Here is a 24,651-nt window from a genome sequence, read left to right on the forward strand (position 1 = left end):
CGCCGAACGGCGGTGGCATCCTTGTGGTGATGGACGAGACGATCGCGGTGACACGCTGGTTCGCCAAGACTGATGCGCGTGTCGTATACACCCCGGACGGGTTGCTTGACGCGTCCGCGATGACCAGCGACTCGTCCTCCGTGGAGAAGCCGCTCACTGGCGAGCAACTCATCGGTTTGAATGAGTCGTTCGTCCTGCTGGCCGCAGGCGGACTCGGCAAGAGTACTGTCTTCGAGGAACTGCGAGAGCATGAGGCCGATGCTGCGCAGATCGATATCAGGATGGCAGGTCCGGACGGGCTGCCCCGGCTGTTCGAGGAGGTAGCGGCCACGGCGGACACGATCTACATCGACGCAATCGATGAAGCTGCCGCAACGGATCCCCACTTGAGCTACCGGTTGAGTCGGCTTCTGTGCGGTCCCCAGTACATCGGTATCCGGTGGCGCTTGGCTTGCAGACCGGCGGCCTGGGATGCCGATCTGTCAGCACGCTTGAGGTCGGCGTGGTCGCAAGACTGCGAGCGGATTCTGCTGCCACTCGACGAAGGGGCTGTGCGAACGGTGGTGGCGAGCCGCGAACCCGACCCCACACAGTTCATCGAAGCAGTCCGAGCCGCTGGCCTGGGGCGTCTGCTGGCAAGTCCGTTACAGCTGTTGGATCTCCTCCAGTACTGGCGTGCGAACAACCGCGTTCCGGCACGGCTGGCCGACTCCATGACCTACTCGATTGCGCGCTTGCTGGAGGAACGAGGAAAGTTCCCTGCACGCTCAGCTCTGCTTCCGGATCAGATGCTGGCCGTCGCCGAGCGACTGGCAGGTTTCGCGATCTTCAGTTCCAACGGACGGTTCCGCCTCGGGGTGGGCGCGGGCACAGACGCCATCGGGGTGCGTAGCCTTCCCTCCGAGCCAGAGCCGTCCTCAACCGCGACGTTCAGCTTCGACACCTACAGAGAGACGCTCGGGACCACGCTGTTCGGTGCGGTGTCGTCCGGCGAGCTCGAGTTCGTCCACCGAACCTATGCGGAGTTCCTCGCCGCCCAGTACCTCTCGCGGCGCAAGGTCGGCGGCCGGAGGCTGCGGTCGTTGCTCGGGGCTGGTGCCGACGGTGTCGTGCCCGACAGCCTCCTTCCCACGATGGCGTGGCTGTTGACGCAATCCGCTGATGTTGACGCTGAGCTTGTCGTACGCAACGCCAAGGCTCTGCTGCAGACCTCGGCGATCGAGGTACTCGATGCCTCACTGATGAAGCAGATGGTCGATGGACTCCTGGACGGTACGGCGTCGGGCTGGATCCTTGAGCCCTGGGGAGTGGACCTGTCAGGTCTGGCGTACCCCGGTCTCGCGGATCAGTTGCGCGATGCGGCGGCGAGACCGGCCACCGATTGGCAAGCGATCTGGATCTGCCGGATAGCGCGCGAGTGCGATGTCCGCGATCTCGCTCGCGAGCTTCGAGCGCTTGCGTTCGACGGATCTCGACGAGCGTTTGTTCGGGCCGAGGCCGTCGACGCGCTTGCTGTCGTCGCTGATGACCAGACGCTCGCAGGACTAGCGCCGTTGCTGTTCTTGAGTAAGGACAACGATCCTGATGACGAGGTCCTGGCCGCAGTGCTCGCAGCGGGGCTTCCTGGCAAGTTCGCTGCCGAAGACATCGCGAAGAGCATGAGGTCGCCTCGGCATCGACACTACGTCGGCCGGTACGCGCTGATCCTCGAGAAGATCCCGCGGCTCGTGGCTCCAGACGCACTTGGATTTCTGCTGTCAGGAGCCGCGGGTATTGCTGTAGATCACCGCGATACTCATCTAGAGCGCTACTTCCGGAGTCTCATCGACGTCAGCTGGGAGAACTTCGAGCAGCCGGGTGTGCTGAATGGGTTGGCTGATCTGCTGACACATCTGCGATCCACCTACCTTTACCACCGTGAGCGACCGCCATGGCGAGGAAGCGCTGCCGAACGACGTCAGCGCCTCGGAATCGAGGTTCTGCGGTCAAATCGAGCCGGTGGTCGGCTGACCGCGGTGCGGTTTGAGCTCCTGCTGCCTGCAGACCTGTCGTGGCTCATGGATCTGGCAGGCGACCTGGACGGCGAGATTCAAGCCGGCGTCGCGTTGATGATCGGGATGCTGGCTGGTGCTCCACCGGACGCTCAGACGGCGGATCGGATCCTCGCATTGTCCGAGAGCCACCCGGCATTCGAGGCTACATCGGCACAGCGAGGCGTCTGCCCGCTCGATTCCGAGGAGGCGAGGTTCGGGCGCGAACTGGCTGCATCGGAGCGTGCGGAATCCGACAGCACTCCAGCCAGATTGGAGTCGCTGCGCGAATGCCTTTCCAAGGTAGAGCAGACTCCCGAAGAGTGGTGGCATCTGGCGTATGCGCTGGCGGAGGCCAACAACGACGACATCTTCACCTTCGACCTCACAACACGCGCGTACTGGCCGATTCTCGGTCCCGACGAACAACAGCAGGTCCTCGACCTCAGCGTTTCCTACCTCCGGGTGTGGTCTCCGAGGGTGAACGAGTGGGCGAAGTTGCATCAGAAGCCCGGCGACTTGGTACTGCCGGACTGGTACGGCGTCTATGCCATCGCGACGCTCGCTCGACATGCACCGGATGCTCTGCGGAGCTTGTCGGGCGACGATTGGCAGAAGTGGGCTCCGGTGATCGCGCACACCGAGCACATGAGTCATCCCGACAGTCCACAACGGCTGATCCTCGAGGCAGCGCCAGAGGGCGGAAAGGTTGCTATCGGGCAGGCGATGGTTGCCCTGGTTACTGGCGGCTCGGGCCGCGACTTCGGCCACCATCCGCTGGCGAACTACGACGATGCGGAGTTCGTTGCCGCGGTGACCGAGGTGGTGCGCGATGAGACGCAAGCCTTGGAGCGTCGCGAGCACGCGATGGATGCGTTGCTGAGGAATCAGCCAGAGATTGCCTTGGAGATCGCGTACGAGCTGCGGGATCCGGCAGAGGTTGCAGTGCTGGGCGACCCAGTCTTTGCCGCGCTGCAACCCGATGCGCTGGTCGAGCGGTGGGTACATGCAGGCAAGATTGGTAACCCGCAACTGATTCCTCGCATGCAGCCCTCGTCGATCGACTTGCACAAGGTCAAAGACTTCGCCGCCCTGTTGTTTGTCGCTGCGCAGCCTCATCAAACTGATGATCTGGAGAGCGCGTTCTCGGAACCACGATCACTGCTCAACCGGCTACTCAGCTTGCTGGCCGAAGCTGGTATGACGGCGGTCCTTGAGTCGCTGCTGGACGGACGCTCCGAGCCCGAGGCGGACCACATCCGCCACTTGATGCAGAGCAGCAGGCTTCGAGCGGCCGAGAACGCCCGGGGACAGCTGAACCCGGAAGACCTCCTCGGCATCCTGAGTCACGCGGACGCCCGGGTCGTCCGCGACGACGCCGGCCTGGCTGCGGTTCTGATCGAAGAACTGGATCGAATCCAGCACTACCTCACTTTTGAGGGCGGATTCAGGGAGATCTGGAACGGGCACCCGGGCGATCCCGACGCCGTCCCGGACATCGAGGACACGATCAGCGACTGGCTTGTTCGGCAACTCAACAAAGGCCTGAAGCCGCACCTGATACTCGATCGGGAGCTGCAGGCCACCCGCGACAAGAAGGCGGGCACTGGCACCCGCATGGACATCACGGCGACAAAGACCGGTTCGGACCTCGTCGCGCGAGTGGTGTGTGAGGCCAAGCGGATCGGGCACCCAGATCTGCTGACTGCGCTGCCTGGCCAGCTGGTCTCTAGATATATGAAACCGCTCAACCTGCGGAATGGCATCTACCTCGTCTACTGGATTGACGAGGCGAAGCGCCCGCAGAACCTGAGCGCCAAATGGACCGACAAGAGAATTCTTCGCGAAGCCCTTGAGGCTCAGGCAGCGATCGAAGCTCCACAGGTCTCCGTGGAGGTCTACGTCCTCGACATCTCAGGCCCGCCGACGTAGCCGGCGGGCGCTATGGCGCGAAGTGGTCTTGGACCTCGCGGTGGCGGAACTGGATTCTTGTGCCGGACATGCGAAGTAGGCCGGCGTCGTAGGCCCAGTCGAGGAACTCCGGGAGGCGGCGCGGCAGATCGCCGGCTCTGGAGCGAGCGAGGATGTACGCCAGATATTGCGGATACCAGCGCGTGACGCCGGATAGCGCGAAGCTGGCGACGAATCCGAACCCAAAACCTGAGAGAGTGTTGGTGAACGATGAGCCAGACTTCAGACCGCTGGACGTTCCGGAGAACACGAGCGCCAACATGAGAGCTGACAGGAGCGCGGACGTGACGGCCTGCCGATGTGGCTCGCTTGGTCTTGTCGCCGAGTTGTGAATGACTGTGATCCCGTTGAGGATCCCTACGCAGAACCCGGCGAGGATGCCGTACATCAGGCCCGCCGCCGAGCCGAAGATGACGAGACGGCCTAGAGCATGCAGGATCTGTGCCGGCTCAGTTGGCGGATCGTTGCTTGCGAGGCCGAAGCCGAGCATCACGATGACCCCTGAAGGGGGGCCGATCTTGGCCCCCGCCACCACGGTGGATCGCATCCCCTGGAACGTCCGTCGCGAGCCGGTCAACCGGAGATCGGCCCGACCAGGGCGGAACGAACGCATGGACATGGCCAAATACAGGACATGACCTACCAGCACGATCCAGCCAAGCGCTACAACTGACCATCCGAACATAGGCGTTCCAGCCAGCATGACGCTCAGGCCGGCGTACGAGGCTCCAACCATGAGCGGAAGCAGAAGCACAACGGCCTGGCGCCGGAACCTTCGGCCGGGTGAGTCGCCGTGGCACTGCCAAAGATCGTTGAGGGTGAAGTCCGAGGTGGATCCCTGTCTGCCTGCGAATCGGCTGAGATGCCCACTGAGCGTCCGCAACCAGCGATCGACCTGGGCTGGCGTGTAGCGCGAGCCGTCTTTCCGCGGATTCAGAGCTGTCACTGCCGCAGTGAGCTGTCCGAGCAGGTGTGCGTCCAGTTCGCTAGCTGAGAGTTCGCAGAGCTCGCGCGGAGCGGTCATCGGATTCTGGTAGACGGTGAGCGCCAGATAAAGCCGGAGCGGCGACGACAGACACCGGGCCAGTCTCCCGCGGGGGTGAGCCTGGAGCTTGGAGAGGACCGGCTGCCAACGCTTTCGGTTCCCCGCACCCGGAAGGCGGTGTTCCAACCAGGAGACGACCTGTGGTGCCTCCAGAGGCTGCAAGGTGACGGCTGTCGCGTCCTGCAATGCACGCTGGGCGATGTCATCGGTGAGCTCGCGGTACCTGTCGGTTCTGCAGGTCAGGACGACGGGGCCTGCGTCGAGGTTCAGCGCGGCCAGAACTGCGCGGGCGCGGTGTGGGGCGCCGCCCTCGGCGTCCAATTCGTCGAGGCCATCGAGCAGCGGAAGGATCCAGCCGCCGGCGAGCAGCGCGTTCGCGATGTCCGGCTCGACATTGTAGGTGGAGACGAGCTCGCTCGAGATCCAGCGGTCGAGCTCATCGCGCAGCACAGCGCTGGATTCACCAGTGGCCGTGAACGCCGGGAGACTCAGTCGCAGCGGAACTCGCAGGCGTGATCCGGCCGGCGAATTCGTCAAAGCCTTGTTCAGGTCTAGCAGCAGTCGTAGCGCGACAACGGTTTTCCCGGACCCAGCCTCACCGAGTACGACCAAGCGCCCGATGGTCAGAGAAGCGTAGTAGGCCGCGATGGTCGACAAGGTGCCAGTCTCCTCCCCGCCGTCCAATCGCCATCGCACCAGAGAGCCGTCGACCTGGGCGTATCTGACGTTCGCCGGCCGCGGTTCGCCGCTGTCGCCGAGCAGCTGAGCGAGAGCCCTGGCCTCCGTCGTCGAAACCGCCGCTGCCAACGCCCGAGCCTTCTCCGCGAGGAGGCTGTCATCGATGATGGGCGGTCGCCGCCTGAATCCAGCGAGCGCGGTCGCGAGGCTGACTGTCAAGGCAAGCACCGACGCAATGTCGGCACCGTCGGACAGAGCCGTCCGTCGGAGCAACCAAACCGTCACCACTACGACGACTCCCGCACCGCCTGCGCTGGCGAGCAGAGCTGACCTACGGGTCCATCTTCGCCCAGCCACGCAATGCTCCTCACCGATGACCCCGAGTAGTGCAGCGGGGAATCTAGCAGGTGGCGCCGTGCGTCTGCTCGCGGTCGGGGAAGTGTGTGGCGACGATGATCTTCGAAGGCACCCAACAAATCCAGCAACTGCTCATCGCCCGCAGACTCCTCGGAGAGACCTCGGCTGAGTTGAAGTAGGTGGTGCTGGATTGTTGGGTGCGGATGACTAGGCGGGAGTTGTTGGTGTGCGCCGCCGGGGTTGTTGGTGGGGTGGGGTGGGGGTTCGGTGCTTAGTTGTTTGAGTCAGCTGAGACAGGTGATGGTTTGGGGTCTAGTTCGACTCGGTGGAAGTCGCCTGCTGGTACGACCAGGCTGGCGGCGGCTTCTTTGGCGTTGACGTAGCAGCGGGCGGCGTAGTTCGGGTTGACTTTGCCGGTGCCGCTTAGGGTGCAGCGCCAGGTGTACCAGCCGGCGGGAATGAACCTCGGGGAGGAGGTTGCGCCTTGTGCGCCGTCGAATTCGACGTCGAGCTGGTAGGTGCCTCGATCGAGTTTGATTCGGCGTGGGCCGTGCGGTGGCAGGTGCACTGTTCCGGTGACCGGCTTGTCGGTCAGGAAGATGTTGTGTGCAGGATCGTCGCGGATCCGGGTGGGTAGGCGAACGCGGTCGGGGGCAGACCAGACCGGCGGTCAGGAGGCGGTGATCAGGTGGAGGTTCCGGTCGGGATCGACGGTGGTGGCGATGGTTAGTGCGGTGCCGGGGTTGCCGGCGTGGGCCCACGGCTTCCAGCTGCTGTTGGTGTTGCGGATCCGGTGGTGGATCTGGCCGTTGAAGATCGCGCTGAGGTGAAGGGCGTTGGTCCCGGGGTCGACAGCGGCGGAGACGCCGGTGAAGCTGCCTGAACCGGCGCCGATCTCACCCCAGCCGGTCCACTCGCCCGAGGAAGCCGTCCGAAGGCGATGCAGTGGCTGGCCGCCGATCAGGGCAGCGACGTGCAGGGTCCCGGCGCTGTCAATCGCCGCGGTGACGGCCGTTGCCGTGCCTGGGTTGGCCACGTGGGCCCAGGGTGTCCAGTTGCCGTCGGCTCGGCGGATGCGGTGATGGGTCTGCCCGTTGAAGACACCGACCAGGTGGAAGAGTTTCCGTGCGGGGTCGATGGCCGATGCGAGACCAGTGAAGCTGCCGTTGCCGAGCCCTGCTGCGCCCCAGGCGGACCAGGTCCCGTCTGCGTAGCGGATGCGATGCTCGGCCTGACCATTGATCACGGCCGCGATCTGCAGGTTGCCGCCCCCATCGGCCGCTGCTGTCACGGCGCCGACGGGTCCTTCATTTCCGACCGGGGCCCATCTGGTCCAGTTCCCGTCCGGATGCCGGAGGCGGTGCTGGAGTCGGCCGCCGGCGATGGCGAGCGCGTGGGTGTCGCCGTTCGGGGCCGCGGCGATCGCGGCCTGGGTCACCGAGCCCAGGCCGAGGTCGCCGAAGCCGGTCCAGCTTCCGTCGGCGCTCCTGATCCGGTGTCGTGCGGCGCCGCCGTCCGCGGCGATCTTGTCGTACCGGATCGGCGTGAAAGTCCCGGCCCGGGCGACCGACCACACGTTCTCGGCCGGCGCCGCGCCGTCGGGGCCGGTGTGCTCTCGGACGATCGGCTTGGTCCGGGCCGCGTCGGCCCACCCCACGAACAGGCCCATGTGGTTGCCGGGCCGGTTCAGCGCGTCGCCTGGCTGGAGGTCCTCGCGGGGAATCTCGTGGGAGACGAGGTGAATGCTGCTCGTCGTGTACGACTCACGCAGTCCCCAGGCCATCGAGACCATGCCGGAACAGTCCGTCCGGTAGGAGCCGTACTGGTTCGCGTGACATGCGCCTTGGCTGTAGGGAACCCGGGCGTCGATCCAGCTCTGCGCGCGGATCAGTGACTGACCGCGGGACAGGGGTTGGTTGTCGGGATAGGTGGCGCAGTTGAACAGCGGGGCGAACTCGTCCGGCTTGGGAGTTACCGATTCCGCTGCGGCAGTTGGCGCCAGGAGTAGCGCAGAAGCAGACACGGCTGCGGCGAGAAGCACACGGATACGGGTCATGCCCGGAGCGTAGGAACCGCCGCTTACAAAGCCCCGACAAGACGCTGACAAGAGGCTTCACTGCGAACCGCGGCGGTTCCGCTGGCGGTCAGCCGGTGAAGGGTTTTACTTCTTTGGCGTCGAGGTGGGTGGCGGTGTTGCGGTGTTCGACGACGAGGAGGAGGTTGCGGCCGGTGAGGCGGAAGTTGCCGGGTTGGCAGGCGGGTTTGCCGTCGGTGGCGGCGGTGTCTTCGATGTGGGCGTAGTGGTAGCCGGTGTGGGGGTCGACGATGGCGGCGAAGGAGGTGGCGCCGGGCATCGAGTTGTAGGTGCGGACGCAGAGTTTGTCGAGGGTGGTGCCGTCGAGGTTGCGGTAGTAGGTGCCGAGCGCCTTCCATTTGCCGTCCAGTTTGGCGGCGGCTTCGACGTAGACCTCGGCGGCGGCGGTGGCGTGGCCGGCCGAGACGATGGTCAGGGCGGTGGCGATCGCCGCCGGGGCGGCAATTCGGCGGGCAATTTTCAGCATGCGCTCACGAGCACTTTCGGTAGTCGAGATTGGCTTTCGGGACGTACTTGGAGGCATAGAGGCGACGCGGAATGTCGCCCTCGTGGAAGTACCAGGTGTCGATCCGGACCCAGGCCGAACCGACGGACTTCGAATTGACGAGCACACCGCCGTTCAGCCGCCCGACGACCGGACTGCTGGTGCTGTAGCTGTCGTGCACATTGGTGCCGCCGTCCACGACCTCGTACTGCCAGGTCGAGCAGGATGCGGCCGTCGCCGGTAATGCATTGGCGGTGAGCAGCCCGGCCGCGAGAGCCGCGCCGGTCAGTAAACCGCCGATGGATTTCCGCATTGCCGTCATTCGGTTCCTCCCGTTGGTTTGGCATTTCCGTGGTGCGGGGGAAACGCTATTCGAGGGAATTGGCGGACGTCGATGGTGAGGGGTAACCAGTTACCCGGGCGGGCCGTAGGGTACGTGCCGTGACGAAGCTGGTGGTCGAGTACGAGGGGGTCCGGCGGACGCTGTCGCCGGGGGACTCGTTGACGTTCGGGCGGGACGCGTCGTGCACGATCTCGATCGGGCGCGGCGACCGGACGATCAGCAGGCGGATGGGGATGGTGCACTGGCGCGCGGGGGTGTGGTTCGTCGTGAACCTCAGTACGAAGTGCCCGCTGCAGATCTACGACGCGCCCGGGTCCACGTTCGCGTTGGCGGTGTCGTCCGCGGGGGCGCCCAGTATGCGCGCGATCGATCAGCCACGGCAGACGATCCGGGTGGTCGGCAAGCTGGCTGACTACGAGCTGGTGCTGATGCCGGCCGAGCTGATGGCGCCGGTCGCGGTCGACCCGCCGATCGATCCGGTGTCGACGTTCGCGCATCATCGGGCGCTGACCGACAACCGGCGTGAGGTGCTGGTCGCGTTGGCTCGTGGATACTTGCGGTCCGGCGCTCTGCACGATCCCAATCCGCTGACGTACGCGGACGTCGCTCTGCTCCTCGGGCTGGAGTACTCGACGGTGATGCGCCGAGTGCAGGCCGTTCGGGAGCAACTCGTGGCCGGTGGCGTCGTCGGGCTGCAGGTGCCCGACGCCCGGCGACCGTTGTGCGAGTGGCTGTTGCGGATGCGCTGGATCGGTCCCGGCGACCTGGACTGGCTGCAACCGCGGATCGACGCCGCACGAGCCCGCAGAGCAGGCTCCGGACACTGACTCAGGATGAAGGACGGGGGATGGGGATGGAACTGGGGCATCGCTACGAACGGATCCGGATGCTCGGGGCCGGGGGATTCGGCGTGGTGTGGCTCGCCCGGGATCGGGCACTCGACGATCTGGTCGCGATCAAGGTGCTCGCCGAGGTGCACGCCGGTGATGCCGGCATGCGGGCCCGGTTCGTCCGCGAGGCCCAGTTGTTGCGCCGGGTGCAATCCGATCGCGTGGTCACCGTCCACGACGTCGGCGAGCTGGACGACGGTACGCCGTACTTCGTGATGGCCTTCGCGGACGGCGGGACGCTCGCCGATCGGCTCGACGAGAAACCGCTGCCGGCCGCGGCCGCCCTGAATCTCGCCGTCCGGGCCGCCCGTGCCGTCGCCGTCCTGCACGGGCAAGGTGTGGTGCACCGCGACATCAAGCCGAGCAACATCCTGTTTCGCGGTGAAGGCGCCGCGCCGGAGCGGCTGCTGATCGGCGACCTGGGGCTGGCTGTCGGCGGCGGTGGTTCGCACCTCTCGCTGGTCGGCGGTACGCCGGCGTACGTCGCTCCGGAGCAACTTCAAGGCTCCGGCGTGAGCACCCGCTCCGACGTCTATTCACTCGGTGTACTGGCCTATCGGCTGCTGTCGGGCCGACTTCCGGAAGCACCGGCCGTCGGCCGCGCGGGGATCGCGCCGGAAGTTGCCCGGATCATCGATCGCGCGCGGTCCGCCGACCCGGAGCATCGGCAGCGCACCGGGCAGGAGTTCGCGGATGAGCTCGCCGCGGCGGCAGGTTCCCACGACCCATCCGGCGTCCGAAAGGTTCGTTCGGCGCTCGTCGCGGCCGCGGTGCTGCTGGCGACGCTGTCCGGCGATGGCCGACCGGCGCCCGACCTGGTGACGGCGCCGACGCCGGGGGCGATCGTCCGGACGACTCCCACGCGGATCACCTGGGCCGACAAGGGCCGGCCCTCCTCGACCTTCCGGGTGCCGGTGGGGTCCCTGGCGGTCGTCACCTCGGCTGTCCAGGGTGGCGCCGACGCGGGGATCAACTGCCGGATCACCGACTCCCGAGGCTTCCTCAACTGGTCCATGCTGGCCGAGGTCGAGGGCCGCCGGAGCGGTCTTTGGGTGCACTACTGGTTCAACAGTTCGGACGCCGAAGCAAGGATCACGGTGACGTCGACCTGCTCGCCGGATCTCTATACGTCGTGGACTGCTCAGGAGATCGAGGTGTTGTCCGGGGTGGCCGATCCGGCGCTGGAGCGGCCGAGGGTGACGGCATTCACCGATCAGGACGCACCGACGCACGCCGTCCAGGCCGAGATCGGATCGCGAGTCATGATGCATTTCGTCGCACACGAGGCGGTCGGCGACGTGCGATCGCCGGTGGCGGGGTCCGCTGTCAGTGACAAACCGGCGTCCGTGAAGTTCGATCAGGACGCCGAGGCGACGGCCGGCGTCATCTTCCGGACGTCGAACGAGTCGGTCGCGGGGCCGGTCACGCTTGGGGCGGCGCAGCCGGCGGCTGCCAATGCGACTGGGGTGGTGGTTGAGTACCCGGCCGGCTGAGGGGGTCAGCCGGCCGGGTGGGTCAGCGGAGGCGGTAGGCGCGGTGGATGGTTTGTTCGACGGTGTTGCCGGTGGTGTCGGTGGCTTTGGCTCGGAGGGAGACGTAGCCGGTGGGTGGGTTGGGGATGGTGGCTTGGCGATGGAGACCTGTGCCGGTGACGCGGACGGGTCGCCAGGTGGCGCCGTCGTCGGTGGAGATTTCCAGGGTGAGGGAGCGGAGGCGGGTGGTGGGGGAGCCGGGGTTGGGTTGGAGGTGGAGGGGCATGTGGAGGGGGCGGGAGCCTGGGGTCGAGTTGTCTTCGGCGAGCTGGGCGCCGAAGCGGATCACCTGGATGGGGAGCGGGCCTGGGGTGGTGGTCGGTTTGGTGAAGGTCCAGGTCGCGGTGATCTTGGTCGAGGTGTCGGTGAGGGTGCGTTCGGCTTCGGTCTCGATGCGGAAGGCGCCTTTGTGGGTGCCTTCGGCGAAGCACTGACCGTCCACGGCTGATTCGCAGATCACTTCGCCGTCGCGGCGGATGACTGTCCTGCCGCGGTCCACTGTGGTGACGGCGGAGGTTTCGGCCGACGGGCTGAACAAGCCGACGGTGAAGCGGATGCCCTCGGGCTGCTGGAGGGCGTACGCCGCCAGGTGTTCCGGGCCGGGGAGCGACGGGCCGTGGACGCCGCCGCCGTTCCACAGCTCGCGTCCCGGGCCGCGGCGGTACTGCCGGGCCGGCGCGTACTCGATGACCTCGACCAGGCCGTCGCGCGGGTTCTGGCCGAAGGTTCGCTGCCACGCGACCTCGGTGCTGAACAGTTCGGTCCGTTCGCTCGGCAAGCTGATCGGCAGACCGATCCCAAGACCCGCGGAGGCGCCCGGGAGCTCGGTCGACATCGCGATGGAGTCCCGGACGGCGGTCCGCGCCGCGCCCTGCGGAACCGAACGCACCCGGATCGAGGCCAGCTGCCGATCAGACACCTTGCGGACGCCGCTCGCCGCAGCCCCCGGCGTGAAGCGGGCAAGGTGATAAACCACCGGCAGATCGGTCAAGCTGCCATCCGCGGCAGGCACCGCGGAGACCCCTTGGAAGAACCCGATCACCCGGCGCCGCGGTCCATCAGCACCGATCTGAACAGACCGCAGCGAACCGCCCTCCGCGCCCAGATGCGCCGTACCAAGGACATCCGCCCCCTGGACGACGTTCATCCCGGTGGACGCCGCGACCGGACGCGCCGCCCGATTCGCAGGGACCTGCCCGACCGGCGCGGCCTTCCGGGCATCGAGGGTGATGGTCCGATTCCGATCCAGCTTCAGCGCCGGTACCACCACGACATCGGTGTCGGCCCCGGTCGCGACCGCGCCGTCCAGCAGATAGCTCCCACGCGGCAACCGAACGCGAGCGGTACCACTCGGATCGCGCAGACTCTTCCCGAACCAGCGGTCGTGGCTGATGACACCCAGTTCATAAGCGGACGCCGGACGTCCGTCCCGCCCGACGACGGACACCGTCAGGTCGTAGCTCTCGCGTTCCTTGTCGACGCCCATCGGCGCGACCACGCGGAGCTCGCCGCTGGTCGCGACCACCCGCCCGGTCAGCAGACCGTCCGGGGACTTCCGCCGAGTGTCGGCGGTGACCTGAACGCTCGCCGTACCGCCGGCCGGCACGGTCAGTTTCGCCGCGCTCAAGCTGAAGACCTCGGCCTCAGCCTGGACGGCGAGGTCGAGCGTGACGGCGGTCGACCCCAGATTGCGGTAGGTCAGCGGCCGGGTCTGCGGCTTGTCGTCGTCATGCGGCCAAGCCTGTAAGCCGAATGACAAACTCGACTGCTCGACCACAACCTGCTGCTGAACCGCGCGGGCGAGATCCAACCGCCCGGCGCCCTGGCCGAAACCACTGACTCCATTGGCAGGAACGGCCGATCCCATCAGCGCGGCCTTGATCTGCGGCGCGGTCCAGGTCGGGTGTTGCTGACGTAGGAGTACGGCGGCGCCGGCCACATGCGGTGCGGCCATGGACGTTCCCGACATCGCCGTCCGCACCTGCCCCGGCGTACCGAGGAAGCCGTCCTTGCTCCGCGCGGCGACGATCTCGACGCCCGGTGCGGTGAGGTCCGGCTTGAGTGCGCTGTCGCCGGGGCGTGGGCCGCGACTGGAGAACGCGGCCAGGCCGTCCTGTCGGTTGACCGCGCCGACCGCGAGCGCCGCGTCGGCGGACGCCGGGCTGCCCAGACTGCCGTCGCCCGCGCCGCCAGAGTTGCCGGCAGCAACAACGAACAGGACGTCGTACTGCGCGGTGAGTCGCCCGACCGCCTCCTCCAACGGGTCGATGCCGGGGAGGTCCTGGCTGCCCAGGCTGAGGTTCACGACCTTGGCGCCCTTCGCGGCCGCCCACTCCATACCGGCGAGGATCGCGTCGTCCGGGCAGCCTTCGGTGTCGCAGACCTTGCCGACCAGCAGCGAGCTGTCCGGCGCGACGCCGCGGTACTTCGGGTCGCCGGACGCGATGGTGGCCGCGACATGCGTCCCGTGCCCGACGACGTCGGTGGTGTCCGGTTCAATGGTGAAGTTGCGGGCCTCGGCGATCCGGCCCTTCAGGTCCGGGTGGCGCTCGTCGATGCCGGTGTCCAGGACCGCCGCCGCGACGCCGCGGCCGGTGTAGCCGGCTCGCCACGCCGCCGGGGCGCCGATCTGGGCGGTGCTCCGATCGAGCGACACCTGTCGGCGTGCGTTCAGCCAGACCTTGGCGACACCGTTGCCGAGAGCCTTGGGGTCGCCACTGATCGTCTGCCAGAACGTCCCGCGCCGATCGCTGATCCGCAGCGCGGATGCGTCGATGGCGGGCAGTTGCCTGATCAAGTCAGCGCCGGCGGCGGCCTGCCGGACGCCGGGCCCGTACCGAACGAGGACCGACAGCTGATGCGGACCCGCGTCGCCGTACCCCTGCGCGATCAGCCCGGTCACATTGAACAGCCGGGGATCGAGCTGCCCGCTGGCGAGTGATCGAGAGGCATCGGACGGGACGACCGAGACGCCGGACGGGTGTCGTTGGACGGAGAACGCGATGTTCTCCCGCCCTTTCGCCCGCACGATCCTGACGGGTGACTTGTCCGTCGGGCCGAGGATCACCTGATCGCCCGAGATCAGCGTCACCGATCGCGCGGGTTTCGCCGCCTCCGCCGCCGCGACCGGTCGTTCGGACCAGGTCAGCAGCGCCGCGGCCAGGGCGACCGCGGTGGTCAGGACGACGGCAGCCTTCACTCGTGTCGACACCGTGCTCACCGCCCCGCCGTCGATCGCAGGCAGCCGGGGATCTTCCCCTGCACCGGTGGAGTCAGGCTGAGCGTCACGCGATGACCTTCCTGGAGAGCCCCGATCAGTACTGTCGATCCCGGCGGGATCTGGTCGGTCGACACGGTGATCTCACCGCCGCCGGGCCCGGCGCCGTCGGCGTACGTGCCAGTCGGCGATCCGCTGCCGGTTGTCACCAGCGGCTCGTTGCAGCCGGCCGTCAGCGGGACCGCCCGGACCGGGACGCCGAGCCGGCGCAGCTCTGCATTCGCGGCGCCCACCGCCTGGACGTCGGAGATGCTCACCGTCACGCCGCCGGCCGTCCGGGTGACGGCGTACGCCGGTCCGCTGCCGCTCGGCAGGATCCAGACCGCCGCCGCGGCGGCCGCGGCCACCGCAATCGCACCGCCGAGCACCAGCTTCCGCCGGTGTCTGGACGGCGTCGGCCGCTCCGGCTCAGCGGCCGCCAACTCGGCTCCATGCTCGCGAACCAGTCGTTCCAGCAGCCGATCCTCGAACGTACCCATCAGCTTTCACCTTCTTCCGGTCCCGCGAGTGCGCGCAGCCTGCGCCGGGCCCGAAAGAGCCGGATGCGCAAGGCGCCGGGGGAGACCTGTAATGCCTCGGCGGCCTCGCTCGGCGCGAGCCCGATCAGATCGACGAGTTCGATGACCTCCCGGTCCGCGGCCGACAGGGCCGCCAGGCTCTCGAACAGGAGCCGTCCCTCGCGTTCCGCGTCGATCCGGACCACCAGCTCGGCGGCCTCGTCGATGTCGATCCCCGCCCGGCCGGCGAGTTGGGCGGCGGCCTCCTGGTGGCGGGTCCGCGCCTCGCAGTGCCGGGCGAAGACGTGCCGTGCGATGCCGAGCAGCCAGGCCCGGGCCGTGCCGCGGGCGGCGTCGTACGTCGCGAACGACTTGATCGCCCGGACGAACGTGTCCGCGGTCAGGTCGGCGACGTCCTGCGGGTCGGTGCTGCGGCGGGCGAAGAAAGCGGCCACGGTGCCGAAGTTCGCCCGGTAGATCGTCTCGAAGTCGGCGAGCAGCCCGCTGCCCGTCCGGGGCGGCCCGGCGCGGCTGGTTCCTCGTGATTCGGTCATGGCGTTGTTCACAGAACCTAGTTGCCGATCGGGCCGCGGCGCGTTACAGCCGCCGCCGCTCCTCGTCCGGAAGGACGAGACCGGTCGTCCTTCCGGACGAAATGAGCGTGGCCGGTCATCCGGATCGGGTGGGTGGCGAGTCCTTGAGGGCACAGATGTTCGCCCCGGCTCTGGAGGTCCCTGGTGCGCCACGTGTTGGTCCGGAAGTCCCATCGACGGAAGTGGCGGCGGATCGCGGGGTGGTTGCTGGGCCTGTTCTTCGTCGCCGTGATCGGGATCGTGACGGCGTTCTTCGTCGGCTACGCGCGAACCGGCATCCCGGACGCGAACGAGAAGTTCGAGGCCAACACGACGGTCGTCAGCTACGCCGACGGGCGGACGCCGCTGGGCTCGTTCTACGAGCAGAATCGCCGGTCGGTCCCGCTGGACCAGATCCCCGCGCACGTGCAGGACGCCGTCATCGCGGCCGAGGACCGCAGCTTCTGGACCAATCCCGGGATCTCGTTACCCGGGATGGGCCGGGCCGCGGTCGCGATCGCCCGCGGCCGGCAGTTGCAGGGCGGGTCGACGATCACCCAGCAGTACGTGAAGGTGATGTACCTCAACCAGGAACGCACGATGTCGCGCAAACTCGACGAGCTGTTCATCGCGACCAAGATCAGCCGCAACCGGGACAAGAAGTGGATCCTGGGCAACTACCTGAACACGATCTACTTCGGCGAGGGCGCGTACGGCGTCCGCGCGGCCGGCCAGGTGTACTTCGGGGTCGATCACCCGAAGGACCTGACGGTGCCGCAGGCGGCGTACCTGGCGACCGTGCTGAACAACCCGACCCGGTTCGACTCCGACGATCCCGAAGCGGCCGAGCGCATTCTCGGCCGCTACCGGTACGTCCTCAACGGGATGGCCGAGATGTCGACGATCAAGCGGCGCGAGCTGACGCAGTACCGGAAGGCTGTCCCCAAGCTGCGCAAGAAACCCAAGGGCAATCGGTACGCCGGTCCGACCGGATTCCTGCTCGACCTGACGCGGCGGGAGCTGGCCAAGTACGGTTTCACCGGCGATCGGCTCAGCGGCGGCGGACTGCGGGTGGTCACCACGTTCGACCACGCGCTGCAGACGAGGGCGGCCGCGGCAGCCAAGCAGATGTCGGTGCCCGGTCTGCAGATCGGGCTGGCTTCGGTGCGGCCCGGGACCGGTGAGGTGGTCGCGCTGGTCGGTGGCGCGGATTTCCTGAAGAGCCAGCAGAATTGGGCGACCACGAAGGCGCCGCCGGGAGCCCTCTTACGCCCGTTCGCGATCCCGGCCGGGCTCAGCCCCGGAGCCGGCGAGTTCGAGCTGCCGTCGTCCGAGGCGGGGTTGAACCGGGCGTTCTTCGATCTGGTCGACACCCGTCGCGGTCCGCTGATCGCGGCGGCGGCCGAGGCGGCCGGTATCCCGCGGATCCCCAAGGCGGACCGGCTCGCCCCCGGCCTCGGACCGGATGCGCTGGCGTCGCCGCTCGACGTCGCTTCGGCGTACAGCGTCTTCGTCGCGAATGGACGCCGGGTCGCTCCGCATGTGGTCAAGGAGGTTCGCGACGCGCGCGGCAAGCTGTTGTGGTCGGCAACCAATCACCGCGGCCTGGAGCCGACCCAGGTCTACCCGGAGAAGGTGGCCCAGGTGACCGACGAACTCGTCCGGGCCGGTAAGGCGACCACGGTCAACGCGTTGACTGTCGAGAAGCGCAAGGCCAACGCGAAATGTCGTTGCCGACAGCACAAAGGCACCGAGCCGGTGGCCTCCTGGCACGTCGGCTACACCCGGGAGCTGGCCACCGCGGTGGTCCATCGGGCCGGCCCACAGGGAGAGTCGGCCCTGCCCGCGCAACGGCTGAAGATAGGCGCGACCCTCACCTGGGCGCAGTACCTCGATGTCTGGCGGGTGCCCGCGGATCGCTAGCGGCGGAGGTGCTCGGCGATCGCGTCGATGACGTGGCGATGGACTCGGGGCGGCAGCTCGTGACCGACGGGCAGCTCCTCGAACCGGGCGCCGGGGATCGCGGCCGCGAGGGCGCGGCCGTTGTCAGGCGGGAACAGTGGGTCCTCGGAGCCGTGGAACACGAGCGTAGGTGCGGTGATCTCAGGCAGCCGCTCCCGCCAGCGCGGGCCCTGATCGGCCATCGGGTGGTTGCTCAGCTGAGCCTGGACGTCGGTGGCTCGGACGGCGCTGCTGCGGCAGATGGCCCGGGCGGCGTCCACGTCGAAAGGCTCGGCCGCCAGCGTCCGTTCGCCGTCGACCAGATAGTCGGTGACGGCGTCGACGTCGTCCCAGTCGGGATCGGGCCCGGGGGTCTGCCAGGCGGCCATCAGTGCGTCGGAAACCTCGGGCAGGTCGTCGTCGGCTGGTCCGTGCCCAGTCGGGCGAGTCGAGAGCAAGGTGAGGGAACGGACCGAGTCAGCGTGGTCGAGAGCCGCGAGCTGGGCGACCCAGCCGCCTTGGGAGAAGCCGACCCAGTGCGCGCTCTCGAGCCCGTAGCCGTCGAGCACGCGGACGGCATCCGTCGCGAGATCATTGAGGGTGTAGGTCGGCTCACCGGGCCGGTCGTGGGTGGACCGGCCGGTGTCGCGCTGGTCGAAGCGGAGGACGAAGTATCCAGAGTCGGCGAGCTGGAGGCAGAAGTCCGGCGTCCACCAGTCCATGGAACAGGAGGTGCCTGCGGCCAGGAGCACTGGCGGATCAGCAGGGTCGCCGAACGCCTGGGCGCAGAGGACGACGTCGTCGAAGGTCAGCAGGCGTTCCGGGTGCGTTGACATGGAACTATCGTCGGCGGGCGGTGGCGGCCCGGTCCAACACCTTCTTCGGCCCGATCAACACAGATCGGGTGTTACAAAGGTGGCGTGAAGGCGAATTTGGACATGCGGCTCGTCCGGCACTTCGTCGCGGTCGCCGAGGAGCTGCACTTCGGCCGCGCGGCGGCCCGGCTGTTCGTCGCGCAGCAGGTGGTGAGCCGCGACGTCCGCAAACTCGAGGACCAGCTCGGCCTCCGGCTCTTCGATCGCAGCTCGCGCAACGTCACGCTCTCGCCGGCGGGGGAGACGTTCCTGCCCGGCGCTCGCGACTTACTGACCAGCCACGACGAGCTGCTCGCGACGCTGCACGGTCCCGATGGCCGCGTGGTGGTCGATGTGGTCGGCAACGGTACGGCGCCCGCCCGCCTGCTCGCGGCCGCCCGGCAACTGGAGGACGGTTTCGAGTTCTACTCCGTCTTCGAGTCCAGCCTCGCGTCATCCTTGGTCCGCATCGCGGCCCGCACCCTGGACGTCGGCTTCGGCCGCCTCGGCCCGGTCACCGTCCCCACCGGCGTCCAGTACCGCCCGGCCGGGCACGAACCGCTCGCGCTCCTGCTCCCCGCAACTCATGAGCTCGCCGGCTCCGGCCCGCTTCCCCTCCAGGCCCTGCGGGGGATGAGCATCTGCTGGCAAGCAGGCGACCAGGTCACGCCCGAGTGGGAGGACGTCGCACTCCAGCTGCTCACCGCGTACGGCGCGCTGCCTGTGCCTACCCATCCCCGCGTCCGAGGTATCGACGAGCTCGCCCACCACCTACGCCCCGGCGAGCCACCCGTTCTGACCACGACCGGCCAACCCGCCGTCCCCGGCGCCACCCTTCGCCCGCTCACCGACCCCACCCCGCTCTATCCGTGGAGCATGGTCTGGCGCGCCGACTGGCAGCATCCAGCCCTCGACATCCTGCACCGCCTGATCGACCAGCAGCCCGCGACCAAGACCACCGACAGCTGGCTCCCGGCGCCGGAAGCGGGCTAGTCCGCCCCGAAGAGCACCTCGGTCGCGCGGTTCCACACCGCCTCGGGGTCGTTGACCAGGTCGGCCGCGATCAGATCCCCGGCGATCGCGGCCGCGAAGGCCAGCAGGCAGCGCGCCTCCAGCTCGAGCGGATCGGTGAAGCCGGCCCCGACCTGCGCCCGCAGATAGCCCATCCGCTGGTTGTCGACGCGGCGCAGCCGCTCGGCGACGGCGTAGTCACGCCGGGCCCAGTCCCGAATCGCGAGATCGATCGGCAGCAGGTCGGGGGCGAACGTCAGCTCGGCCGCGATGCGCGCCCGGGCGACCGGTGGGCCGCCCTGGTCCTCGGCGCACTCGATCGCTGCGGGGATCGAGCGCCGCTCCCAGGTGTCGAGCATCTCGCTCAGCAGCTCTTCCCGGTTCGCGAAGTACCCGTAGAAGCCGCCTTTCGTGACGCCGAGCGCCCGCGCCAGGCTCTCGACGCGGACGGCGTCCGGCCCGCCCCCGGCGAGCGCCGTCAGCCCCGCGTCGATCCAGGCCTGCCGGGGAGTTCGTGCCTTGGCCACCGCGTCCTCCAGTCGATCAGCCGCTGCCATTTGTACGCTACCGCATGGATCGAGGGGGTGCTGATCAGCGGCCGTACGCCTCGAGCAGGCGGAGCCAGACCTCGCTGACGGTGGGGAAGGCCGGGACGGCGTGCCAGAGGCGGTCGATCGGGACCTCGCCGGCGATCGCGATTGTTGCTGCATGCAACATTTCGGCGACATCGGGGCCGACCAGGGTGAAGCCGACGATCACCTTGCGGTCCTCGTCGACGATCATCCGGGCGTGGCCGCGGTAGTCGTCGGCATGCAGGGACGAGCCGGCGGTCGCGGCCAGGTCGTAGTCGATGACGCGGGTGCGCAGGCCGGCCGCCTCGGCGGCGGCCGCGGTCAGGCCGACGGAGGCGACTTCGGGGTCGGTGAAGACGACCTGGGGGACGGCGCGTTCGTCGGCGGTGGCCGCATGCCGGCCCCACGGGCTGTTGTCGACCGGCTCGCCCTTCGCGCGGGCGACGATCACGTCGCCGACCAGGCGAGCCTGGTACTTGCCTTGATGGGTGAGGAGTACGCGCCGATTCACGTCGCCGGCGGCGTAGAGCCAGTCGTTGACCCGCAGGGTGTCGTCGACCATGAGCCAGTCGCCTGGGGGCAGGCCGATGGTGTCGAGGCCGAGATCCTGGGTGTTCGGCGTGCGGCCGATCGCGACCAGGAGCTCGTCGGCTTCGAGCTGGGCGCCGTCGGCCAGCGTGATCGCGACCGTGTGGTCGGCGTTCCGCTTGACGGCGACCACCTCGGCGCCGAGTCGTACCGAAACCCCTTTATTTTCCAGGGATTCGATGACGTGCTCCGCGACGAAGGGCTCGGCCGTCGGCAGTACGCCGTCCCGGGCCAGCATGGTGACCGACGAGCCCAGCTCGGCGAACGCGGTCGCCATCTCGGTGGCCACCACTCCGCCGCCGATCACGGCGAGGCGGGCTGGGATCTTCTGTGTCGCGACAGCTTCCCGGCTGGTCCACGCGGACGCCGTCCGCAGGCCCTCGATCTCGGGGACCAAGGCGCTGCTCCCGGTCGCGACGACGACGGCGTACCGGGCGGTCAGGGTCGGGCCGCCGGCCACCTCGACGGTCCGTTCGCCGCTGAGTCGGCCGTGCCCGCGATAGAGGGGGACGCCGACCGACTCCAGCCAGGCTGCCTGCCCGTCGTCCTGCCAGTTCGAGGCGAAGGAGTCCCGGCGCCGGAGTACGGCGGCGACGTCCAGCTCGCCGGTCACCGCTTCGCGCGCGCCGGGGACCTGCCGGGCCGCACGGAGAGCGGCGCCACTGCGGAGCAGGGCCTTCGTCGGCATACAGGCCCAGTACGAGCACTCGCCGCCGACCAGCTCCCGCTCGACGATGGCGGCCCTCAGACCACCCTGGACGACGCGGTCGGCGACGTTCTCTCCGACCGGTCCGGCGCCGATGACGATGACGTCGTACGTCGTATCCATCTCAGTTCCCCTTCGCAGCGCGGCCGAGGCGGATGGCCGAGACCAGGAAGAAGATCGCGCCGAGAACGGCGTACCCGGCAAGGCTGCTCAGCACCGGGTCAGGCCCCGAGGCGCTCAGGACGAAGGAGCCGCCGGCCAGCACGGACAGACCGCCGCTGAGGATCATCGGCCACTGGCCGCCCATCGCGCGTCGCTTGATCGCCACGATCAGCTGGATCACGCCGGCGACGATCGCCCAAGCGCCCCAGACCCGCAGCACCTGCGGTACGCCGGAGCCGGTCGCGATCACCAGGCCGAGCGCGGCGAGCAGGCTGATCGCGATGTTCACGTACAGCCCGCGGGTCGGCCCGGAGGTGCCGCTCGAGCGCGCGTCGACGACGGCCGCGGCGACGTCGAACAGCGGATACAGGACGAGCAGGGCGGTGGCGAGCCCGCCGAGGTGCTTCGCGGTGCTGAACAGCAGGGCGGCCCAGACGACGGCGAAGCCGAACCGCACGAAGTACAACCGGCGCAACGCCGGCGCGCTGGTCACGACGGGGGAGTCGAGGGTGGTCACGATGATCCAATCTGTGTAGTGAGCGTTCCATTCACAGAATGCAAGACCGTGCGACCGAAGTCAAGACCGATCGTTCTATCTCTTTTGTGACTCCGCCAGTCCGCGGACGAGCGCGATGAACGGCGCGACCTGCGCCCGATGGCTCAGGCCGTCGACGCTGTTACTCACCGCGAGCCCGTCGGACAGCGCCCGCCCGAGCACGGCCAGCTGGTCGACGAGCGCCGCGTCCGCCGGGAAGATCGGCGTCAGCGCCGCCGTCCAGGAGGCGTGGGCGTAGGCGCGGATCCGGCGCAGCGTCGTCGCGACCGCCTCGACGTCCTTCTGCGGGCCGACACTCACCGAGACCAGCAGCCGCAGATAGTCCGGCTGCTGGTCGAGCGCCGTACACGCCGCCCCGAACCACGCCTCCAGCCGCTCGACCGGCGGCAGGTCGTCGTACGACGAGGGCTGCGGGAAGTACGAGTGCAACTCCTCGAACGTCCGCTCCAGGAGCGCGGCCAGGACGCCGAGCTTGTTCCCGAAGTGGTAGTAGATCGAGCTCGGCGGCAGCCCCGACCGCGACGACAACTCCGAAACCGCCATCCCGTCGTACCCGTTGGCATCGATCAGCCCGCGCGCCGTGGTCAAGATCCTGTCGCGGCTGGACACGCCGGAATCCCTCGCCATCCGGTCATGATAGGCGGGGTCAGCGGACGATGATGTCCGGCATGTCGCCGGCGATGTCGAAGGTCCAGCGGTCGCGGAGCTGGTTGTAGACCGGGTAGTCCTGCAGGCCGAGGGTCTTGAACTCGACGCTCTTGCCGTCCGCGGATTCGTACCACCCGTTGAAGGAGACGTTCGCCTCGCCGTCGTTGATCAGGCGGAGCCCGATGCCGAGCCCGTTGATGACCACTTTCGAGACGGTGTTGGTGATGAAGAGCGTGACGCCGGCGCCGTTCACCTTGTTGTAGACGCCGATCTGCTTGAGGTAGTAGAAGGTTCGCCCCTGCGGGGTGACCACCGGGTTCTCGACCGGTGCGGCGGGGGCCGGCGCGGCCGTCGCGTTCGCCGGAGCGAGGACGGCGGCCGAGGTCGTGAGGGCCAGGACGGCGATGAGCTTCTTCATGACGAACTCTCCAATCGGGCAACCCGGAAGCCCCCGAGCCGAGAGCTCCCGACCGCCCACAGTCGCCGTCCGCCACCCCGAACGACAGCCCATTCGCCACCCGACTTCCGCCCACCCAACCTCCCGATCACAAAGTGAGCGCCGACCGACCTTCCGAACGAGCGGCCGGCACTGATTCCTGTGGGCTCGGCGGCCTTCAACCATCAAGGAGTCAGGTCATGCACAGCAAACTCATCAGGTCCGCGACGGCGCTCGCCGCGGTCACGGTTGTCATCGGTGTTGCGTCTGCGCAGGTCGCCTCGGCTAAGCAGGTGGAGGCCGAGTTCCAGGGCACTCAGGTTGCCGCCGACAACCACCCCGGGAACGGTGCGAAAGGCTGGGTCTGGGTCTACGGCTCGACGCACACCAGGGCGACGGGCGGCCGGGTCGAGTATCGGCTGGTCGGCGGGAAGTTCGGTGAGGTGGTGGTCGGGCGCGGCAAGTCGGCCTCGCTGAGCCTCGATGCGCCGGTCAAGGAGTTCCGGGCGTGTACGCAGTGGATGAACGAGGGATTCCCGAGTGTCACCTGCGGTCGCTGGGGCGCCTTCTCCTGAGCTCTCTCACTCGCTGTCCGCGTTCCGTGGCGGGCCGAAGGTGACCGGACTTCGGGCTGTTCGGTGAGCGGTTGCTCGCGGCAACCTCAGGGCGCATCTGTCGAGTGAGGAGATCACTACATGAGAACGCTGATTCTGGGCGGTACGTCGGGTATCGGCAAGGAGCTCGCGATCCGGCTGGCCCAGGAGCCGGGGAGTTACGTCGCGATCACCGGTCGCGAGGTCGGTCGGACGGAGGAGGCGGCCGGGGAGATCGCGGCTGTCGAAGGTGTGAGTGGCCCGGTGCTCGGGTTCGCCAGTGACTTGTCGAAGCCGTGGCGGATCGCGGCGGATCTGGCCGAGGTGGGCGAGCTCGACCACGTTGTTGCTGTGGGCATGGAACGGGACCAGAACCGGATCCGGGACTACGACGTCGCCCGCGCGACCCGGCTAGCGGTGGTCAAGCTGGTCGGGTACTCGGCCTCGGTCAGCGCGGTCTGCGACCGCTTGTCACGCAGCGGTTCCGTGCTGCTGTTCGGCGGTTTCTCCAAGGACGTCCCGTACCCGGGCTCGCTGACCGTCTCGTCGGCCAACGCCGGCACGATCGGCCTGGCGGCCAGCCTGGCCGCCGAGCTCGCGCCCGTCCGGGTGAACACGATCCACCCCGGCGCGGTCGGCGACAGCCCGTTCTGGGCCGGCAACCAGGCCGCGCTCGAACCGGCCCGCGAGCGCTCGCTCACCGGCGTCCTGCCCAGCATGTCGGACATCGTCGACGGCTGTCTCTTCCTGCTGGGCAACCGCTCCGCCAACGAAGTTCATCTTCAGCTCGACGGCGGTCGCCGTCGATGACCA

At 68.2% G+C, this 24,651-nt stretch carries 20 protein-coding genes; 7 read left to right on the forward strand and 13 right to left on the reverse strand.

Going from position 1 to position 24,651, the window contains the following annotated elements; translation table 11 throughout:
- Positions 1-29 precede the first annotated feature (29 nt).
- A complete protein-coding gene (locus ACZ6ZD_RS31690) occupies positions 30-3,962 on the forward strand; it encodes an NACHT domain-containing protein (RefSeq protein ID WP_465677608.1) in 3,933 nt (1,310 codons plus the stop codon).
- 10 nt (positions 3,963-3,972) lie between these two features.
- On the opposite strand, the gene ACZ6ZD_RS31695 is transcribed toward ACZ6ZD_RS31690, so the two are convergent.
- The 4 genes from ACZ6ZD_RS31695 to ACZ6ZD_RS31710 all read right to left on the reverse strand — a co-directional run bounded on the left by ACZ6ZD_RS31695 (position 3,973) and on the right by ACZ6ZD_RS31710 (position 8,982).
- Positions 3,973-5,952 carry an NACHT domain-containing protein gene (locus ACZ6ZD_RS31695; RefSeq protein ID WP_465677609.1) on the reverse strand — a complete coding sequence of 660 codons (1,980 nt, stop codon included), beginning with the start codon at positions 5,950-5,952 and terminating at the stop codon, positions 3,973-3,975.
- Between the two features lie 799 nt (positions 5,953-6,751).
- Positions 6,752-8,137, reverse strand: a complete 1,386-nt coding sequence (locus ACZ6ZD_RS31700) for a PLL family lectin (RefSeq protein WP_465677610.1) — start codon at positions 8,135-8,137, stop codon at positions 6,752-6,754.
- A gap of 88 nt (positions 8,138-8,225) precedes the next feature.
- Positions 8,226-8,642 carry a hypothetical protein gene (locus tag ACZ6ZD_RS31705; protein WP_465677611.1) on the reverse strand — a complete coding sequence of 139 codons (417 nt, stop codon included), beginning with the start codon at positions 8,640-8,642 and terminating at the stop codon, positions 8,226-8,228.
- A 4-nt stretch (positions 8,643-8,646) separates the two neighbouring features.
- On the reverse strand, positions 8,647-8,982 hold the full coding sequence (locus ACZ6ZD_RS31710; RefSeq protein WP_465677612.1) for a hypothetical protein: 336 nt from the start codon (positions 8,980-8,982) through the stop codon (positions 8,647-8,649).
- Positions 8,983-9,101: 119 nt separating this feature from the next.
- On the opposite strand from ACZ6ZD_RS31710, the gene ACZ6ZD_RS31715 reads away from it, so the two are divergent.
- Positions 9,102-9,830, forward strand: coding sequence for a hypothetical protein (locus ACZ6ZD_RS31715; protein WP_465677613.1), 729 nt, complete (start codon positions 9,102-9,104; stop codon positions 9,828-9,830).
- 20 nt (positions 9,831-9,850) lie between these two features.
- Positions 9,851-11,386, forward strand: a complete 1,536-nt coding sequence (locus tag ACZ6ZD_RS31720; protein ID WP_465677614.1) for a serine/threonine-protein kinase — start codon at positions 9,851-9,853, stop codon at positions 11,384-11,386.
- Positions 11,387-11,408: 22 nt separating this feature from the next.
- On the opposite strand, the gene ACZ6ZD_RS31725 is transcribed toward ACZ6ZD_RS31720, so the two are convergent.
- The 3 genes from ACZ6ZD_RS31725 to ACZ6ZD_RS31735 are packed head-to-tail and all read right to left on the reverse strand — an operon-like array spanning position 11,409 to position 15,753.
- The gene (locus ACZ6ZD_RS31725) at positions 11,409-14,636 is read right to left on the reverse strand and encodes a S8 family peptidase (RefSeq protein ID WP_465677615.1); all 3,228 of its coding nucleotides are present in this window, start codon (positions 14,634-14,636) and stop codon (positions 11,409-11,411) included.
- 5 nt (positions 14,637-14,641) lie between these two features.
- Positions 14,642-15,181 carry a hypothetical protein gene (locus tag ACZ6ZD_RS31730; protein ID WP_465677616.1) on the reverse strand — a complete coding sequence of 180 codons (540 nt, stop codon included), beginning with the start codon at positions 15,179-15,181 and terminating at the stop codon, positions 14,642-14,644.
- The gene (locus ACZ6ZD_RS31735) at positions 15,181-15,753 is read right to left on the reverse strand and encodes an RNA polymerase sigma factor (RefSeq protein WP_465677617.1); all 573 of its coding nucleotides are present in this window, start codon (positions 15,751-15,753) and stop codon (positions 15,181-15,183) included. The genes ACZ6ZD_RS31730 and ACZ6ZD_RS31735 overlap by 1 nt, the downstream gene beginning before the upstream one ends.
- A 183-nt stretch (positions 15,754-15,936) precedes the next feature.
- Here ACZ6ZD_RS31735 and ACZ6ZD_RS31740 point away from each other — a divergent pair, with 183 nt between their 5' ends.
- Positions 15,937-17,694: a transglycosylase domain-containing protein gene (locus tag ACZ6ZD_RS31740; protein WP_465677618.1), complete on the forward strand. Its 1,758-nt coding sequence runs from the start codon at positions 15,937-15,939 to the stop codon at positions 17,692-17,694.
- Here the strand turns inward: ACZ6ZD_RS31740 and ACZ6ZD_RS31745 are convergent.
- Positions 17,691-18,548 carry an alpha/beta fold hydrolase gene (locus ACZ6ZD_RS31745; RefSeq protein ID WP_465677619.1) on the reverse strand — a complete coding sequence of 286 codons (858 nt, stop codon included), beginning with the start codon at positions 18,546-18,548 and terminating at the stop codon, positions 17,691-17,693. The genes ACZ6ZD_RS31740 and ACZ6ZD_RS31745 overlap by 4 nt on opposite strands.
- A gap of 84 nt (positions 18,549-18,632) precedes the next feature.
- Between ACZ6ZD_RS31745 and ACZ6ZD_RS31750 the strand changes: the two genes are divergently transcribed.
- Positions 18,633-19,559 (forward strand): LysR family transcriptional regulator, encoded by a 927-nt coding sequence (locus tag ACZ6ZD_RS31750; RefSeq protein WP_465677620.1) that lies wholly within the window; start codon positions 18,633-18,635, stop codon positions 19,557-19,559.
- Here ACZ6ZD_RS31750 and ACZ6ZD_RS31755 read toward each other — a convergent pair.
- The 5 genes from ACZ6ZD_RS31755 to ACZ6ZD_RS31775 all read right to left on the reverse strand — a co-directional run bounded on the left by ACZ6ZD_RS31755 (position 19,556) and on the right by ACZ6ZD_RS31775 (position 23,227).
- On the reverse strand, positions 19,556-20,104 hold the full coding sequence (locus tag ACZ6ZD_RS31755; RefSeq protein WP_465677621.1) for a TetR/AcrR family transcriptional regulator: 549 nt from the start codon (positions 20,102-20,104) through the stop codon (positions 19,556-19,558). The two genes, ACZ6ZD_RS31750 and ACZ6ZD_RS31755, sit on opposite strands and share 4 nt — an antisense overlap.
- A gap of 64 nt (positions 20,105-20,168) precedes the next feature.
- The gene (locus tag ACZ6ZD_RS31760) at positions 20,169-21,566 is read right to left on the reverse strand and encodes a dihydrolipoyl dehydrogenase family protein (RefSeq protein WP_465677622.1); all 1,398 of its coding nucleotides are present in this window, start codon (positions 21,564-21,566) and stop codon (positions 20,169-20,171) included.
- A 1-nt stretch (position 21,567) separates the two neighbouring features.
- Positions 21,568-22,122 carry a hypothetical protein gene (locus tag ACZ6ZD_RS31765; protein ID WP_465677623.1) on the reverse strand — a complete coding sequence of 185 codons (555 nt, stop codon included), beginning with the start codon at positions 22,120-22,122 and terminating at the stop codon, positions 21,568-21,570.
- 75 nt (positions 22,123-22,197) lie between these two features.
- Positions 22,198-22,788: a TetR/AcrR family transcriptional regulator gene (locus ACZ6ZD_RS31770; RefSeq protein WP_465677624.1), complete on the reverse strand. Its 591-nt coding sequence runs from the start codon at positions 22,786-22,788 to the stop codon at positions 22,198-22,200.
- 19 nt (positions 22,789-22,807) lie between these two features.
- Entirely contained in the window at positions 22,808-23,227 is a 420-nt protein-coding gene (locus tag ACZ6ZD_RS31775; protein ID WP_465677625.1) for a hypothetical protein, read from the reverse strand.
- A 218-nt stretch (positions 23,228-23,445) separates the two neighbouring features.
- On the opposite strand from ACZ6ZD_RS31775, the gene ACZ6ZD_RS31780 reads away from it, so the two are divergent.
- On the forward strand, positions 23,446-23,820 hold the full coding sequence (locus ACZ6ZD_RS31780; protein WP_465677626.1) for a hypothetical protein: 375 nt from the start codon (positions 23,446-23,448) through the stop codon (positions 23,818-23,820).
- Between the two features lie 120 nt (positions 23,821-23,940).
- Entirely contained in the window at positions 23,941-24,648 is a 708-nt protein-coding gene (locus ACZ6ZD_RS31785) for an SDR family NAD(P)-dependent oxidoreductase (RefSeq protein ID WP_465677627.1), read from the forward strand.
- The last annotated feature ends 3 nt before the right edge of the window (positions 24,649-24,651 follow it).

It is taken from the genome of Kribbella sp. NPDC104218 (assembly GCF_055584105.1).

What these genes read in the sequence shown, in the direction of transcription:
- ACZ6ZD_RS31690 (WP_465677608.1), top strand. Translation starts at nt 30, where the DNA reads ATGGACGAGACGATCGCGGTGACACGCTGGTTCGCCAAGACTGATGCG.
- ACZ6ZD_RS31700 (WP_465677610.1), bottom strand. Translation starts at nt 8,137, where the DNA reads ATGACCCGTATCCGTGTGCTTCTCGCCGCAGCCGTGTCTGCTTCTGCG.
- ACZ6ZD_RS31705 (WP_465677611.1), bottom strand. Translation starts at nt 8,642, where the DNA reads ATGCTGAAAATTGCCCGCCGAATTGCCGCCCCGGCGGCGATCGCCACC.
- ACZ6ZD_RS31710 (WP_465677612.1), bottom strand. Translation starts at nt 8,982, where the DNA reads ATGACGGCAATGCGGAAATCCATCGGCGGTTTACTGACCGGCGCGGCT.
- ACZ6ZD_RS31720 (WP_465677614.1), top strand. Translation starts at nt 9,851, where the DNA reads ATGGGGATGGAACTGGGGCATCGCTACGAACGGATCCGGATGCTCGGG.
- ACZ6ZD_RS31730 (WP_465677616.1), bottom strand. Translation starts at nt 15,181, where the DNA reads ATGGGTACGTTCGAGGATCGGCTGCTGGAACGACTGGTTCGCGAGCAT.
- ACZ6ZD_RS31735 (WP_465677617.1), bottom strand. Translation starts at nt 15,753, where the DNA reads ATGACCGAATCACGAGGAACCAGCCGCGCCGGGCCGCCCCGGACGGGC.
- ACZ6ZD_RS31745 (WP_465677619.1), bottom strand. Translation starts at nt 18,548, where the DNA reads ATGTCAACGCACCCGGAACGCCTGCTGACCTTCGACGACGTCGTCCTC.
- ACZ6ZD_RS31760 (WP_465677622.1), bottom strand. Translation starts at nt 21,566, where the DNA reads ATGGATACGACGTACGACGTCATCGTCATCGGCGCCGGACCGGTCGGA.
- ACZ6ZD_RS31770 (WP_465677624.1), bottom strand. Translation starts at nt 22,788, where the DNA reads ATGGCGAGGGATTCCGGCGTGTCCAGCCGCGACAGGATCTTGACCACG.
- ACZ6ZD_RS31775 (WP_465677625.1), bottom strand. Translation starts at nt 23,227, where the DNA reads ATGAAGAAGCTCATCGCCGTCCTGGCCCTCACGACCTCGGCCGCCGTC.
- ACZ6ZD_RS31780 (WP_465677626.1), top strand. Translation starts at nt 23,446, where the DNA reads ATGCACAGCAAACTCATCAGGTCCGCGACGGCGCTCGCCGCGGTCACG.
- ACZ6ZD_RS31785 (WP_465677627.1), top strand. Translation starts at nt 23,941, where the DNA reads ATGAGAACGCTGATTCTGGGCGGTACGTCGGGTATCGGCAAGGAGCTC.